Annotated in this window: 9 protein-coding genes; 5 read left to right on the top strand and 4 right to left on the bottom strand. The window is 64.6% G+C overall.

Translation table 11 applies throughout. The features are described from left to right. Positions 1-101: 101 nt before the first annotated feature. The 4 genes from JYG34_RS12180 (at position 102) to JYG34_RS12165 (ending at position 6409) form a co-directional block, all read left to right on the top strand. On the top strand, positions 102-4793 hold the full coding sequence (locus tag JYG34_RS12180; RefSeq protein ID WP_213660908.1) for an RHS repeat-associated core domain-containing protein: 4692 nt from the start codon (positions 102-104) through the stop codon (positions 4791-4793). A gap of 9 nt (positions 4794-4802) precedes the next feature. Next, a complete protein-coding gene (locus JYG34_RS12175; RefSeq protein ID WP_213660907.1) occupies positions 4803-5231 on the top strand; it encodes an SMI1/KNR4 family protein in 429 nt (142 codons plus the stop codon). A gap of 144 nt (positions 5232-5375) precedes the next feature. Beyond that, positions 5376-5828: a hypothetical protein gene (locus JYG34_RS12170; RefSeq protein WP_213660906.1), complete on the top strand. Its 453-nt coding sequence runs from the start codon at positions 5376-5378 to the stop codon at positions 5826-5828. Further along, positions 5825-6409 carry a hypothetical protein gene (locus tag JYG34_RS12165; protein ID WP_213660905.1) on the top strand — a complete coding sequence of 195 codons (585 nt, stop codon included), beginning with the start codon at positions 5825-5827 and terminating at the stop codon, positions 6407-6409. Before JYG34_RS12170 ends, JYG34_RS12165 begins: the two co-directional genes overlap by 4 nt. 296 nt (positions 6410-6705) lie before the next feature. Here the strand turns inward: JYG34_RS12165 and JYG34_RS12160 are convergent, their stop codons facing one another. The 4 genes from JYG34_RS12160 to JYG34_RS12145 all read right to left on the bottom strand — a co-directional run bounded on the left by JYG34_RS12160 (position 6706) and on the right by JYG34_RS12145 (position 11353). Beyond that, positions 6706-7023, bottom strand: a complete 318-nt coding sequence (locus JYG34_RS12160; protein ID WP_011533710.1) for an isochorismate lyase — start codon at positions 7021-7023, stop codon at positions 6706-6708. A gap of 32 nt (positions 7024-7055) precedes the next feature. Then, entirely contained in the window at positions 7056-8267 is a 1212-nt protein-coding gene (locus JYG34_RS12155) for a histidine decarboxylase (protein WP_213660904.1), read from the bottom strand. 61 nt (positions 8268-8328) lie between these two features. After that, positions 8329-10164, bottom strand: a complete 1836-nt coding sequence (locus JYG34_RS12150) for a (2,3-dihydroxybenzoyl)adenylate synthase (protein WP_213660903.1) — start codon at positions 10162-10164, stop codon at positions 8329-8331. Between the two features lie 19 nt (positions 10165-10183). Next, the gene (locus JYG34_RS12145; RefSeq protein WP_434011546.1) at positions 10184-11353 is read right to left on the bottom strand and encodes an isochorismate synthase; all 1170 of its coding nucleotides are present in this window, start codon (positions 11351-11353) and stop codon (positions 10184-10186) included. A gap of 134 nt (positions 11354-11487) precedes the next feature. On the opposite strand from JYG34_RS12145, the gene JYG34_RS12140 reads away from it, so the two are divergent. Then, complete coding sequence (locus tag JYG34_RS12140) at positions 11488-15783, top strand: amino acid adenylation domain-containing protein (protein WP_249746260.1); 4296 nt, start codon at positions 11488-11490, stop codon at positions 15781-15783. The last annotated feature ends 34 nt before the right edge of the window (positions 15784-15817 follow it).

Raw genomic sequence — 15817 nt, 5'->3', positions numbered from 1 at the left:
AGGGTTTCCCCCATGGCCGAACCGCCCCCGCCTTAGTATCATTTCGCCCTCACGGACCACCCGGGACCTCGCGTCCCCCCGCCTAGGAAGGCCCTTTCACGATGTCTGCCGCGCCCGCCGATGCCGCGCTCACCACGCGCGAAATCCAGATCGCCATTGCCCCCCTCGACACCCTCCTCAGCGAAGACCTCGGCGCCGCCGCCGCATCCGTTGACCACTGGCTGCGGGAAATCAGCTACGGCCTGGTCGACCTGCAACTGCTGCGCCAGGCCGCCGAAACCGTACCCGCCATGTCCAACGCCCTGGCCTGCGTGGACGCCCTGATCGATATCCTCGAACTGGTCGAAAACCCTTCTCCCGACCCACTGCTGTGGGTCAGCCTGGGCATCAACCTGATCGGCATCGTCCCCTATCCACCCGGCCTGTCCCGTGCCCGCACGGTGCTGCGCCCGGTGCTGCAACTGACCCGCCAGACCCTGCGCCGTCGCCCCGGCGCGCACATCGGCGCGGTGATCCTGGAAATCATCGACGGCCACCTGCATGCCAATATCCGCGGTGCCCTGGAGCACTACGTGCGCGAGGCCCTGGCCCAGTTGCCGGCCATGCTCAGCGCTGCTGCCGATACCGCACGCCTGCTGTTTACTTCCTTGGCCAAGACCATTACCGCCGCCGCCCGTGGCAAGCTGGATGCTGCCAGCAGCCACCGCCTGGCCCGCGCACAAATGGCCCAGGTGGCGCTGTACGACTCGGCCCTCGAAACCGATGCCTGGCGCCTGGCCCTCTCGGCCCTGGCCAATGCCACCGAAGGCAGCCTCAAGGACGGTTACAACAGCGTCGCCCGTCACTTCAGCGGCGAGCTGGACAGCCTGCTCGGGCCGTTGATCCGCACCCTCGAAGACCTGGCCAAGGTCGTGCCCCAGCGCCTGCAGGCCCTGGGCAGCGCCGGTATGGAAAACAGCATCGCCTGGCTGCTGACCCGCCTGCTCGAGACCGTGCTGGCCAACCCCCGCCGCCCGGGCATGGCCGTCGCCATCCGCCCCGGCGTCACCCACCAGGCCCGGCATGTCCACGCCGAAGGGCCGACCGAAGTGGTGCGCAGCCAGGTCCGCGCCAACAAGCAGCCCAAGCCTGCGAAGAACGGACCCTGTGCCTGCACCGGGTTCAGCATCGGCCATGTGCTTGGTGATGAAACCCTTGCTCACCAGGATTTCAGTCTGTCCGGGCCGTTCCCGGTCAACTGGACGCGCACTTATAACTCGCGGCTGGCGGCCCTCGATCATGGTTCGCTCGGCGCCCGCTGGATTACCGAATTCACCACTTGTATCGATGTTGTGGACAAGGGCGTGGTGTTCCACGACAGCGACGGCCGCAGCCACGACTACCCGCTGCCCAAGGTCGGCAAGCCACACTACGACCCGATCGAATACATCAGCCTGGTGCGCACCGCCGAGCAGCAACTGGTGTTGTTGCGTGGCCTGGACCGCCGTGAAACCTATGCCCGCCAGGGTGACCGCTTTTACCTGACGCATATCCAGCTGCGCAGCGGCGCCGGGGCAATGCTGCACTACGAGCACCAGTACAACGGCCGGCCGGTGCTGTCGGACATCAACACCTATTCCGACAACGACCCCGAAAAAGTCCACCTGCAACTGGGCACCTTGCTCGATGACCATGGGCATATCCAGGGCCTGTGGCAGGTGGTCGATGGCACGCCGCTGCGCCAGCTGTGCGGCTACCACTACGACACCCACGGCGACCTGATCGCCGCCCAGGACGAACACGGCGCCGCCTGGCACTACCAGTACCGCCAGCACCTGATCACCCGTTACACCGACCGCACCGGGCGCGGCATCAACCTCGAATGGGACGGCAGCGGCCCGCAGGCCAAGGCCATCCACGAATGGGCCGACGACGGCAGCTTCGAGACCCGCCTGGCCTGGGACCCGAACATCCGCCTGACCTATGTCACCGACGCCCACGGCCAGGAGACCTGGCACTACTACGACGCCCTGGGCTACACCTACCGCCTGGTCCACCCGGACGGCCGCGAGGAGTGGCTGTTCCGCGATCAGCGCAAGAACGTCATCCGCCACGTCCACCCCGACGGCAGCCAGGACCGCTACACCTACGATGAGCGCAGCAACCTGCTGCAGCACATCCGTGCCGACCACAGTACGGTGCACTACGCCTACGACGATCATGACCAGCCGATCAAACTGCGTGATGCCGAAGGTGGCTTGTGGCTACGCGACTACGACGAGCGCGGCAACCTGGTCGAGAGCGTCGACCCGCTGGGCCATAAGACCGAGTTCGCCTACACCCCGGCCGGGCTGGTCAAGGCAATCAAGGATGCGTTGGGCAACGAGAAGACGCTCGCCTACAACGAGGCCGGGCAACTGCTTGAGTACACCGACTGCTCGGGCAAGACCAGCCAATGGACGTACAACGCCTTCGGCCAGCTGACCGCTTTCACCGATGCGGCCGGCAGCACGACCGCCTACGAGTACCAGGCCGGGCAACTGGCCAAGGTTACCCACCCGGACAAGACCGAGGAACGCTTCAACTACGATGCCGAAGGGCGTCTGCTGGCCCATGTCGACGCGCTTGATCGCTGCACCACCTGGACCTACAACGCGGTCGGCCTGCTGAGCGAACGCGTCGACGCCAATGAGCACACCCTACGTTATCGCTGGGACAAGCTCGGCCGCTTGATCGGGCTGGAAAACGAGAACACCAGCAAGGCCACGTTCCTCTATGACCCGGTCGGTCGGCTGCTGCAAGAGACCGGCTTCGATGGCCTGGTCACCCGCTACCAGTACGACCCGTACAGCGGTCGGTTGGCGAGCACCCAGGTCGGCCAACGCCGTATCGAGCTGACCTTCGACCCCATGGGCCGATTGAGTGAGCGCACGGCCCGCCTGGGTAACCAGAGCCAAAGCGAGAGCTTCGCTTACGACGGCAACGGCCAACTGATCCAGGCGGTCAACGCCGCCAGCAAACTGCAATGGTTCCACGATGAAGCCGGCAACCTGACCCGCGAGCACCAGCACTACCTGGCCACCGGCACGCCGATGGTTGCGGTGTGGCAGCACGAGTACGACGCGCTCAACCAGCGCACCGCGACGATCCGTCCGGACGGCCACAAGGTCAGTTGGCTGACCTACGGCAGCGGCCACCTGCTCGGCATGACCCTCGACCAGCACGAGATGCTGGCTTACGAGCGCGATGACCTGCACCGCGAAATCGTGCGCCACCAGGGCAATAAGCTGATGCAAACCCAGGCCTGGGACCCGGCCGGGCGTTTGCAGGAACAGCTGCTGGGCAGCCATGACGGCCAGTCCACGCTGCTCAAGCGCCAATACCGCTACGACGCCGCCGGCCAGCTGACCAACATCCACGACAGCCGTCGCGGGCCGTTGGAGTACCAGTACGACCCCGTCGGTCGCCTGCTCAAGGCCACCAGCCGCCTGGGCGTGGAAACCTTCGCCTTCGACCCGGCCGGTAACCTGTTGGACCAGAAAACCCAGGAGCTGAACCGCCCGCTGGAAGCCGATCCACGGCGCAACAAGCTGATGGACAACCTGCTGCGCGAGTACGCGGGTACCCATTACCGCTACGACGAACGCGGCAACCTGATTCACCGCCTACACAACGGCGCACATGCCCAATTCACCTGGGACTTGTTCGACCGGCTGGCCAGTTACAACGACGATAAGCTCAAGGTCGACTACAGCTACGACGCCCTGGGCCGGCGCCTGCACAAGCATTCGGTGGCGCATTTCTGGGATCGCCCGGAAGCGGGCACCGGCTGGAACCAACTGCAACGGGCCAAGCGCCAACGCGAACTTGGCTGTGGCTTCACCCTGTTCGGCTGGGATGGCGACACCTTGGCCTGGGAAAGCTCACCGCCACGCGATGAAGGCGACACCGGCCGCACCGTGCACTACCTGTACGAGCCGGGCAGCTTCGTGCCGGTCGCCCAGGCGCTGCGCAAGAGCCCGATTCGCCTGCACAAGCAACCGGACTGGAGCCAGCGCGAGTACGACTTCGATCAGGATCCGCTGTGGCACACCGAGGTGAAACCACAGGCGTTCGAGGCGATCGCCTGGTACCACTGCGACCACCTCGGTACTCCGATGGAACTGACCGATGAACAGGGCAATGTCGCCTGGGCGGGGCAGTACAAGGCCTGGGGTGAAGTCCGCGAGGAGCGCTCGGCATGGGCCAAGCAGCACGGCCTGGGCAACCCGCTGCGCTTCCAGGGCCAATACCACGACCATGAGACCGGACTGCACTACAACCGCTATCGCTATTACGATACCCAAGGTGCGCGGTTCATAAACAAGGATCCGATCAGTTATGCTGGGGGGCTAAATCAGTATGAATATGCTCCGAACCCTATATATTGGATTGATCCACTCGGCCTAGCAAAAGAGTGTTGCTGTGGAGAGCCATATGTCAACCCTGACGCGCGCTGGAGACAGGTTATGGAAGACCCCAATACTCCTAGCTCTATGCGGGGGTGGTTGGAAAACCAAGACCGTCGTGTTCGCGCCGGAAAACAATCTAATATCAAGGCGCCTCCAGGGTACGAGTTGGCACATAGACCACGGTTTGAGAATGACCTAGGTTATGATTACTCTCACGCCGACCCCATGCTTGCTGCCGACCATAGGGGCATTCAGCATCGATACTGGAGAAAGCGAAACGGGTGCTGGTCCGCACGCATGCCTAAATCAGGATACCCTGGGACCGGAAAGTTAAGCTTGCCAAAGCGTGGTGCACTTCCATAGGAGCTCTTAATGTCTAAGAAACGTATCATTGGAACAACGGCTGCGGCCATTAAGGATGCTGAGTTTCAGCTAAAAATGCGGCTTCCTGAGTCATTTGCAGAGTGGCTTTTATTGAATAATGGAAGGTCGCTTGGTGCTCTTGTTATCTTCCCCGTTTACGATAGCAGAGACCCGCGCACGACCTGGGAATCAATAGTTAAAATATATGAAGGCTCGTGGCCAGATTGGCTTGACAACTTCTCTGATGATGGAAAGGATTTTTCAGGACTACTTCCTTTTGCGGAATTTGGCACTGGTGACTTTTACTGCTTTAATTATAAAACCTTGGGATCCAGCGGCGAACCTGTAGTTGGAATATGGAGCCATGAAACAGGCAATTTTTTAGAGATTGCTGATAGTTTCAATGTGTTCATAAATTCATCTAATCGACCTGGCTAGTTTTTTTGCATAACAACCAGGAGAAACATTGATAATAGCGTCACATACCGGCAGTTGCGCTCAACCTGCCCTCTGGAGATACCTCACAGGAAGCCCTGAGCTCAAAAAAAGACATTTTTTGGCCAGACTAACCAATAAAAAAACATGATTGACGACGCCGAAGAATTCATCCGCCTGCGCAGTAGCAGCCTCAAAAGCGAATACGACCGCTCCGCCTGGGAGGAAGTCCCGCTCAGCGTGTGGTACGAGGTCATCGATAAATACCCCGACTATCGCCAGTGGGTGATCCATAACAAGACCGTCCCCCTGGAGATCCTGGAGCACCTGTGCAATTTCGATGAACGGCTCAGGACCTTTGTCGCCGATAAGCGCAAGCTGTCGCCGGAACTGTTCGAACGCTTGTCGCGGGATGTGAGCAGCGACGTGCGAACGCGGATTGCAGTCAACAAGAAAACCCCACTGCCCATTCTCGAACGCCTCATGCATGACGAAGACGAGGAGGTCGTGGAGACCGCGCGTTACCAATATCAGCTGAGAATGGATCTGGCTCGGGAAAAAGCGGCCAGGCGCGCCGCCCAGGGGCTTGAGCCGCAATGACGGTCCGCTGCGATTCTTTCGCCCTACTCGCCGGCTTCTTGAAGGCAGGCCAGATTATACGAGCGGTTACTCTTGGGCTCCCGGACTTCGCCGCCGACACCCTGGTCACGGCTGGCTTCGACTTGGTAGGTGAGCGCGATGACTTCCATTTCTGGGAGCGGGCGTTTTGGATGATGCATGGCCAACGCCGTGTCCAGCTGGGGTACAAGCGCTACTTCCAGGCCAGCCGGGACCTGGGCGATGGCTTCGACTTCGCGCCGGGGATCAGGCTGACGAGCGTTATCCGTCGCTGCCTGGCGGGTCGCGCCTTGCAGGTCTACTTCTGGGATGACTGGCGCGAGGGGGCGGTGATTGTCGACGAGAACTTTGTGATCCGCTTCAACCTGGGATGCCTGCGCGGTGCTTACCAGGTTCGCACATTGGAGTGCGACCTCCCGTCGTTCGGAGTTACCGGCCGGGTTTCGACCAATGGGCTCAGGGCAACGATGCAGCCTTGCGACCTTGTCGCGCTTCCCTTGCCTCGCCAGGCACCTGCCGCCTTCAGGCATTTGCGCCGGGAGTTGTTGCGCCGCATGCCGTGAAGCTGACAGCGCGGGGCTTGGCACCGGCTTTGCCGGTGTTCGCCGGCAAAGCCGGCTCTTACAGGTACGGCAAGGCTCAGCCCATGTGGGAGCGGCCTTGTGTCGCGAAAGGGCCGCAAAGCGGCCCCAGCGGTCATTGCATCGAAACTGAGACCCTGGGGCCGCTACGCAGCCCTTTCGCGACACAAGCCGCTCCCACAAGGGTTCGCGCAAGGCTTGAGGTGGGTGCGGACGCAGACTTGCCCCGCCCTATCGCTCACACTCATGTTTCTGGCGGTGCCTGACGCCTCTGTCGGTCAGGCCTTCTCTCCATGGATCGAACGCCAATGCTGGATCTGCTGGTCGATGTTCCAGTGAATGATCAGCGTGTACAGCTGCTCGATGAACTGTGCATCGAACCCTTCACTGGCCGCCCATTCGAGGCGGTCCTGAAGCATCGCGGCGACACGCTCCGGCGCCGGGATCGCCTGTTCGTTGGCCTTGAACTGCACCGCGGCCTTGACGTAACCAAGGCGCTTGACCAGCGCCTCGAAGATCTGCCGGTCGTGGAAGTCGATGCCGGCGCGAATGTCGGTGAGGCTGGTGCAGGCTTCAGGGGTTTTAGGTTGCAGCATGAAAGGGTCTCGAATCAGCAAAAGGGAAAAGGTCAGATCACATCGAAATGCGGGTCGGCGACACGCTCCGGTGGCACGCCGTCCAGGCCCACCAGCCCGAGGCCGGCTCGCCATTCCTGAGGTTGGTGCTCGGCGATCAACTCATCGATCAGGGCATCGATCATGCTCTTGTCCTGATGGTGCGGGGTGGTGATCAGGTGCGCGGTGTCGCCGGAGGTGGCCAGGCAGTACTTGCGGGCAATGCGCGGCGACGGGCACGGGAATACCACGGTGATCGAGTTGTCGTGGCGCCAGGCGTCGATACCGGCGGCCTGCAGGCGGTCGACCGCATACTGCGCGCTGTTCAGGCTGTGCCGCACCCGCCGCCGCCACTGCGCCGGCGAATGGCTGCGCAGCGCGGCCCACATCATCATCGGCGTGTGGCCGTTGCGCGAGCCGCTGATGGTCTTGTCGTTGGCGCGGATGTAATCCACATCCACCGAGATGCGCTCGACGTTCTCGCGCTTGGCCACGACGATGCCGCAAGGGATCGGCGAGCCGATCATCTTGTGCCCGGAGACGCAGATCGAGTCGACGCCATCGGCGAAGTTGAACGGCTGCGGGTTATCGACGAAGGGCAGGATCATGCCACTGAGCGCCGCGTCGGCGTGCAGGTAATAGTCCTCACGGGCGATCCCGACTTCTTCCAGGCGCTGCTGGATGGTCGCGATATTGTCGATCGCGCCACGCATGGTCGTACCGACATTGACGAAGACAATCGGGTGCTGCTCGCCGTCGGCGGCAATCTTCGCCATCAGGTCGTCGTAGTCGATCTCACCGTTGGGCAGCGATTCCACCGCGCGGCAGTCGATGCGCAGCAGCTTGACGATCTTGGCCACCGAATAGTGGGTGTCCTTCGAGTAGTACAGGGTACCGGTGGGGAACAGTTCCCGCGCCAGGTAGCAGCCGAACATGTTGCCCTCGGTGCCGCCATTGGTGACATAGCCCCAGCTCTCTTCGAGGGGAATGCTGAACAGTTCGGCGAAGTACGCCATCACGTCCTTCTCGAAGTCGAACGAGTTGAGCAGGTAGTTGCCGGGCTCGGCCCAATCGCCGCAGTTGTTGATGGAGAAGCGCAGGAAGCGGTGCAGCTGGGCGTAATTGAAATCGGCGTTTTCCGGATAGCCGATGTTGAAGTACTGGTGCTTGAGGCAATGCTCCCAGAATTGATCCAGCCGGGCCTGGTCGGCAGAAGACAAAGTCATATCCAACTCCTTTTAAATTGACTTGGCGGGCCGCGCCCTGCACAGCGCGGCCCGCGGTGCATCAGGCGGCTTTCTGGCGCGCCTCCACCAATGCCCACCAGCTGGCCAGGGTCGGCGTGCCGGCCAGCTCCTCGAAGCTCACCTCGATGCCGCGCGCCTTGAGCTCGGCGGCCAGCTTCATGACCTGCAACGAGTCGAGGCCGTAGAAAATCAGGTTCTCTTCCGGGTCCAGCTCTTCGCTGTCCTCGATCAGCTGGCGCAGACGGGTCTGCAGCCAGGTGCGGGTGTTCTCCACGCTCACCAGGTGGCGCAACTGCTTCTTGTCGATCTTGCCCACCGCAGTCAGCGGCATGGTCTCGATCAGGCGGATGCGGTCAGGCAGCTTGTACTCGGCGATGCCCAGCTCCAGCAGGTGGCGGCGAATGGCCGGGGCCTTGAGGCTGGGGTTGCGCGAGACGACGAAGGCGCAGCTCTTCTCGCCCAGCGCCTCGTCGGGCATGGCCACCAGGCCGGCGTGGGTGACTTCCGGGTGCAGCACCAACAGGTTCTCGATCTCTTCCGAGGCGACCTTCTCGCCGCCGCGGTTGATCTGGTCCTTGATCCGGCCGACCACGCGCAGGTCGCCACTGGGGGTGAGCACCACCAGGTCGCCGGAGTAGTAGAAACCTTCGGCGTCGAAGGCGCTGGCGTTCTGCTCGGGGGCCTTGTAGTAGCCGCAGAAGGTATAGGGGCCGCGAGTGGCGAGCATGCCGGGCTCGCCGGGGGGCACGGGCACGCCCTGCTCGTCGACGATCTTGATTTCATCGTCCGGGCTGACGGGGCGGCCCTGGGTGGTGAAGACCTGCTCGTCGCTGTCGTCCAGCCGGGTGTAGTTGATCAACCCCTCGGCCATGCCGAACACCTGCTGCAGCTTGCAACCCAGCACGCCGGGGACCTGGCGCGCCAACGAATCGGCGAACACCGCGCCGCCCACTTGCAGGTAGGCCAGCGATTGCAGCTGGTCGCGGTGATCCGGCGCGGCCTGCAGCCACAGGGCGACGGCGCTTGGGACCAAGGCGACGGTGTTGACTTCATGGCGCTCAACCAGCGCGAAGCAGCTCAGCGGCTCGGGGCTGGCGGCCATGATCACGCAGCCACCGGCATGGAAGACGCCCAATGCGCCGGGCGAGCTGAGCAGGAAGTTGTGCGCCGCCGGCACCGCGCAGAGGAAGCGGGTGTGGGCGTTGAGCGCGCAGACCTCGGCGCAGGCACGGGCGTTGTAGTGGTAGTCGTTGTGGGTGCGCGGGATCAGCTTGGGGATCCCGGTGCTGCCACCGGACAGCTGGAACAGCGCCACCTGGTCGGCCGCCGTGGGGGCGTATGCCAGCGTCTGGCTGCCTGGGGTGTCGATCCACTGCGCCAGGTTGGCGGCCGGGGCCGACTCACCCAGCAGCAAGGTCAGCGCCGGCGCCGCGCCGACTTCGGCGAAGGCCTGCACATAAGTGTCGTCGCGGAACACTTCGTGCTCGCGGGAGGCGATCAGCAGCTTGGGCACGATCTGCTTGGCGTAAGCCGTCAACTCCAGCCGACGATGGCTGAACAATGCGTTGAGCGGCACGATCCCAGCCTTCAGCAGGGCGAACAGGACGATGTAGAACTCCGCCACGTTGGGCAACTGCACCAGGGCCGTGTCGCCCTGGCCAAGGCCCTGCTCGGCCAGGCGCGAGGCCAGGTTCGAGGACAGGGTGTCGAGCTCGCCATAGGTGAAGCGACGCTCCCCGCAAATGATCGCCACGGCTTGCGGCTGGGCCTGGCAGCGTGAGTGGAGAATCTCGGTAAGCGGCTGGTCGATCCAGTAGCCGGCGTCGCGATAGCGCTGCGCACGGTCCTGTGGCCAGTCCGTGAATTCGATGGTCATGGTGTTCGAACGTCCTTGGTTAATGTGCCAATCCGCAGGCGCGCAGCATGGTGCCGAGCTTGGTCTGGACTTCCGCCCATTCCGCCGCCGGTTGCGAGGCTTCGACGATGCCGGCGCCGGCGAACAGCCGGACACGGTTGTGCTTGACGGTGCCGCAGCGGATGGTCACCACCCACTCGCCGTTCCCTTCGGCGTCGCACCACCCCACCATGCCGGTGAACTGGCCGCGCTCGGCAGGCTCGACAAAGCGAATCAGGCGCCGTGCCCGCTCGGTGGGGAAGCCGCACACCGCCGGGGTCGGGTGCAGGCGGCAGGCCAGTTGCAGTGCCGTCACGTGCGGGTCGATCAGGTTACCTTCGATGCGCGTGGACAGGTGCCACAGCGCCGGGGTGCTGATCAGCGACGGGCGCTGCGGCACGTCGAGGCGGGTGCACAGCTCGCCGACCCGGGCGGCGATGTCCTGGGTGACGAAGCCGTGTTCGTAGTGGTCCTTCTCCGACGCCACCAGCCAGTCGGCGTTGCGCTTGTCGGCCTCAGGGTCGGCCATGCGCCTGGCCGAGCCGGCCAGCGGGTTGGAGATGAAGTTCGCGCCCTCCTTGCGCACCAGCAGCTCGGGGCTGACCCCAAGCAGCGTGGCGCCATCGGCCAGGGGCACGCGGAAGTGATAGCCGCTGGGGTTCTGCGCGCGCAGGTTGCGCTGCAGCACATCGACATCGACCGCCTCGGCGAACACCAGTTCGCGCTGCACCGACAGCACCGCCTTGCGTACGTCGCTGTGGCGGAAGTTGACGATGGCGTGCTCCACCGAGCGCTTGAACGCATCCTCTTCGGGGATCGGCTTCTGCTCGAGCAACGCCGGCAGCTCGCCGCCCGCTTCGCTTGCCCCACGCGCACGCCAGTGCGAATCGCGGGCAATGTACAGGCAGGAAGGTTCGATGGGGTCGAAGGGAATGGCGCCGACCACGAGGGGGTTGGCCTGCCCTGCCCGGCGCGCCTGTTCGAAGGCGTGGGCGAGGGTTTTCTGCAACAGGCTGTCGGCGTTTTCGCCACCGACGGCCGGGGTTTCGATGCGTTGCAACGCACCGTTGACGACCAGTTCTCGGTCACCCGAGGTAAAGGAAAAGGCCATGGAACGGTCGGCGACCTGCTCTTCGTCCATGCCAGTCGTCATGAGCGTACTCGCTCTCATCTCGGTTAAGCCTCCTGCTTATTCGAAAGAAATAATGATATTAATCTTAATCATTATCATCTTTAATAGGAGGCGCCATATTTCTGGACTTGTCAATCACGCGATACGAGTGACCCATGAGAGAGTTAACTTCAATGCAAGCGGCCTGTTGGATCGGGCGCACTGCTCATGCGGCTTTAGGGAAAGTTTCAGCTCATCTGTACGCCGAGTTCGATGGCCACGCCATTGACCTGGAGCGGCTGCGTGCAGCGCTCCAACAGGTTTCCCAGCTGCACCCGATGCTGCGCCTGCGCATCGACCAGGACGGCCTGCAAGGCCTTGCGCCACTGGACCAGTCGCCGCGCCTGGAGGTCGACGACCTGCGCGGCCTGGCAGAACCGGAAGTCGCGCAGCACCTGCTGCGCAAGCGTGACGCCTGGACCCACCAGCAACTGGACCTGCGCCATGGCTGCGCGGCACGCTTCAGTGTCAGCCAACTGGATGGCGAACGTTGCCGCCTGCATGTCGACACCGACATGATCGCCATCGACCCCTCGAGCCTGCGCGTGCTGATGGAAGACCTGGCACGCTGCTACGAGGCCCCGGACGCGCCAGCCGTCACCCCGCCGAGCTTCTTCGACTGGTGGGACGCCGTGCGTGCCGACCCGGCCTTGAAAGCCACCCAGGAACGTGACCGCCACTGGTGGCGCGCCCGCCTCGACGGCATCGCGCCGGCCCCTACCCTGCCCCTGCTCGATGAGCAACCCGCCCAAGCCCACAGCCAGCGCCTGACCACCTGGCTCGACGCCGGTCAGCACCAGGCACTCAGGCAACTGGCTCGCCAACGCAGGTTGACCTTGTCGACCCTGATGCTCGGGCTGTTCGCCACCGCGCTGGGCGCTCAGACCGGCGACCGCCAGTTCCGCCTCAACGTGCCCAGCTTCTGGCGCACACCGCTGATCGACGGTGTCGAGCACATCGTCGGCGAGTTCGCCAATGTGCTGATCGTCGATGTCGATCTCGATGCGGCAGCCGATATCGCGGCCCTGTGCGACCAACTGGCCAAGGGCATGCTGGCGTGCCTGGAACACAGCGCCTATCCCGGGGTGAACCTGATGCGCGACCTGTCGCGCCACCACGGCACGCCACAGCTGGCCCCGGTGGTGTTCACTGCGGCGCTGGACATGCCTGGCAAGGAGCTGTTTTCGCCGCGGGTGAAGAACGTGTTCGGCCCATTGGGCTGGTTGATCTCGCAAGGCCCGCAGGTCGCCCTGGATGCGCAGATCGCCTGCGCCGACGGCGGCATCCTGATCAACTGGGACATCCGCCTCGATGCCCTGCCCGAGGCCTGGGTGACGCAGTTGTTCGAGCGCTTCGTCGACCTGGCGAACGAGGTTGCCCGCCAACCCGCCACACTGGATCGGCCGCTGCCCCGCGCGCCGAAAAAACACCCGCTCAACCCACTGCAGCAGGCCTACCTGCTGGGCCGCACCACGCAGATGCCCTTGGGCGGCGTGGCCATGCAGGAGTTTCGCGAATATCGCGGCGTGATGGACTGCGCGGTGCTACGCAGCCGACTGCAAGCGATGGTCCGCCGCCACCCGAGCCTGCGCACGCGCATCGATGCCGACAAGCGCGTGCAGTATGTGAGTGACGAGGCGCGCCTGAACCTGGATGAGTTCGACCTCGGTCACCTGCCGCTGGGTGAAGCCCTCGGCATTATCGACGCACGCCGCGAAGACTACGCCCACACCCTCTCGCCGCTGGACCGCTCGCCCTGGAACGTCACCGTGTTCCACCTGGCGCACGGCGAGCTGGTGGTGTTCGTGCGCCTCGACGCGCTGATCCTCGATGGCCGTTCCATCGCCACGCTGCTGGTGGAACTGTTCGCAGGCCACCTGGACGAAACGCCCCAGGTCGACACCTGCGCTGCGGCGGACCAGGCCGAACAACGCACGACCGACGCCGCCTACTGGAACGCCAAGCTGGCCGCCGTGGACGGCCCCCCTCGCCTGCCCTGGAGCGTGCCCCTGGACCAGGCCGGCGCTGCCCGTTACGAGCGGCAAAGCCTGGTCGTACCCCGCGAGACCTTCAAGAAGCTCTGCACCGTGGGCGCACGCCAACGGCTGTTCAAGAACAGCACGCTGATGGCGGTGATCCTCGAAGTGCTGTCGCACTGGGTCAGCGAAGGCGGCCTGTGCGTCGCGGTCCCGGTGGCCCCGCCCAGCGACGCGGCCTTCGCCAACCGCTCCAGCTTCCTCGCGATCAACTGGAACAGCGCCGCCGGCAGCTTCGCCGAACGCGCGGCCGGGCTCCAGGTGGATGTCCTGGAAGGCTTGCAGCACCTGGCTTACTCCGGTGTCGACCTGGCACGCCAGCTGTTCGAGCGGCACGGTCCCGGCCCGGTGTTGCCGGTGGTGATCACCAACGGCTTCTCCTGGCCGGTGGCGCCCGCCGACAGCGCCATGCGCCTGCAGGGCGGCCTGACCCAGACGCCGCAAGTGGCCATGGACATCCGCTTCTGGGCCGACGCCGACGGCGCGCTGCAACTGGACATCGACTACGCCCGCGAGGTGCTCGCCCCGGTGCTGGTCAGCGACTTCCTGGGTACACTGGCGCGGGCCATCGGGCAGATTGCCGGCGCAGGCGAATTCACTGTCGCGCCCGCAGCGCTCATCGATACCGACCACTATCGCCTGAACAGCCCCGCCGAGGCAGCCTGCCGCGACGGCTACCTGGCCCGGATCGCCGACCACCTGTTCACGCCCGGCAACCACAAGACCGCCCTGATCAGTGGTGAGCGACGGCTCAGCTACACCGAGCTCGGCGATGGCGTGGCGCGGATCATCGCCGCGCTGGGCACCCGTGGCATCGGCCAGGGCCAGGTGGTCGCCATCTGCCTGCCACGCAGCCCGGAGCACACGATGCTGACCCTGGCCTGCGCCTTGACCGGGGTGATCTGGGTGCCGATCGACGTGGCGGCTCCGGCCGATCGGCGTCACTACCTGCTGGAGAACTGCCACCCGGACCTGGTGGTGCTCGCCGAGGCCGAAATGCTCGAGCAGCCCAGCACCACCAGCGCGGCCCTGCTCGCCACGCCTGCGGCGGCGCCCCTTAACCTGGCCGATCTGTCGCTGAACGAAGCGCCGGGGTATTACCTGTACACCTCAGGCACCACCGGCAAGCCGAAATGCGTGGTGCTGAACAACCGCGCCACGGCCAACGTGATCGGCAGCACCCTGGCCGAGTGGCAGGTGAGCGAGCGCGATGTGTTCCTGTCGGTCACCCCGCTGCACCACGACATGTCGGTGTTCGATGTGTTCGGCAGCCTGGCCGCCGGCGCCACCCTGGTGCTGCCGGCACCCGGCGAGGACAAGGACGCGCTGCGCTGGAACCAGCTGGTCGCAGAACACCAGGTCACCCTGTGGTGCTCGGTGCCGGCGATTCTGGAAATGCTCCTGGCCTGCCGTGGCGAACCGGGCTTGCAGAGCCTGCGCCTGATCGCCCAGGGCGGCGACTACATCAAGCCGGCGGTGATCGCCGGGCTGCGCGAACTGCTGCCCCAGGCCAGGCTGATTTCCCTGGGCGGGCCGACCGAGACCACCATCTGGAGCATCTGGCATGAGATCGCTGCCGACGACCGCACGCTGATCCCCTATGGCCGACCGTTGCCCGGCAACCGCTACTTCGTGCTCGACGCCCAGGGCCGGCATTGCCCGGTGGGCGTGGTGGGCCGCATCCACACGGCCGGGGTCAACCTGGCGCTGGGGTACCTGCTGGACGGCACCTTGCAGCAAAGCGACTTCATCACGGTGGACGACGAGCACGGGCAACCCCTGCGAGCCTTCCGCACGGGTGATTGCGGGCGCTACCGCGCCGACGGCACCTTGCTGTTCGACAGCCGCGTCAATGGCTACGTGAAGGTGCGCGGGGTGCGGGTCTCGCTGCCGGACATCGAAATGGCGCTCAACCAGCACCCGGCGCTGCGCCATGTGCTGGTGGTCGACTACGGCGAACAACGCCTGGGCGAGGTGTGCCTCGGCGCGCTGTATGTCTGCGACCCGCAGGCGGGCGAGCCGAGCATGGCCGAGCTGCGCGACTACGCGCGCCAGCACCTGCCCCACTCCCATGTCCCCACCCGCCTGCTCGGCGTCGCCGCGCTGCCGCTGTCGCAGAACGGCAAGCCGGATCGTCGCCGGGCCCGTGAACTGCTGAGCGCGCCAGCCACTGCCTCGGTGCGGGACAAGGTGCTGGCAGTCTACCTGCAGGTGCTGGGCCATCCGGCCGACGCCGGGCCCGACAGCGCGATGGACTTCATCAGCCTGGGCTTGCGCCCCACGCACCTGAAAGCCGTCGCGGCCCAGTTGCAGGCGCAGTTCGGCGTGTCGCTCTCACCCGGCCAGCTGCTGCGCTGCCGCAACGCCCAGGACGTCGAGCGCTTGCTCGGCTGAATCACACGATACGAATCAGGGCGCGGCGCCAGCA

Origin of the sequence: Pseudomonas entomophila, from assembly GCF_018417595.1 — a bacterium.
Classification (GTDB): Bacteria; Pseudomonadota; Gammaproteobacteria; order Pseudomonadales; family Pseudomonadaceae; genus Aquipseudomonas; species Aquipseudomonas entomophila_C.
The sequence above is the reverse complement of the archived record's forward strand: the minus strand, read 5'-3'. Positions and strand labels throughout refer to the sequence as shown.

Coding starts and splice junctions, on each gene's coding strand:
- JYG34_RS12175 (WP_213660907.1), top strand. CDS start 4,803: ATGTCTAAGAAACGTATCATTGGAACAACGGCTGCGGCCATTAAGGAT.
- JYG34_RS12170 (WP_213660906.1), top strand. CDS start 5,376: ATGATTGACGACGCCGAAGAATTCATCCGCCTGCGCAGTAGCAGCCTC.
- JYG34_RS12160 (WP_011533710.1), bottom strand. CDS start 7,023: ATGCTGCAACCTAAAACCCCTGAAGCCTGCACCAGCCTCACCGACATT.
- JYG34_RS12155 (WP_213660904.1), bottom strand. CDS start 8,267: ATGACTTTGTCTTCTGCCGACCAGGCCCGGCTGGATCAATTCTGGGAG.
- JYG34_RS12165 (WP_213660905.1), top strand. CDS start 5,825: ATGACGGTCCGCTGCGATTCTTTCGCCCTACTCGCCGGCTTCTTGAAG.
- JYG34_RS12140 (WP_249746260.1), top strand. CDS start 11,488: ATGCAAGCGGCCTGTTGGATCGGGCGCACTGCTCATGCGGCTTTAGGG.
- JYG34_RS12180 (WP_213660908.1), top strand. CDS start 102: ATGTCTGCCGCGCCCGCCGATGCCGCGCTCACCACGCGCGAAATCCAG.
- JYG34_RS12145 (WP_434011546.1), bottom strand. CDS start 11,353: ATGAGAGCGAGTACGCTCATGACGACTGGCATGGACGAAGAGCAGGTC.
- JYG34_RS12150 (WP_213660903.1), bottom strand. CDS start 10,164: ATGACCATCGAATTCACGGACTGGCCACAGGACCGTGCGCAGCGCTAT.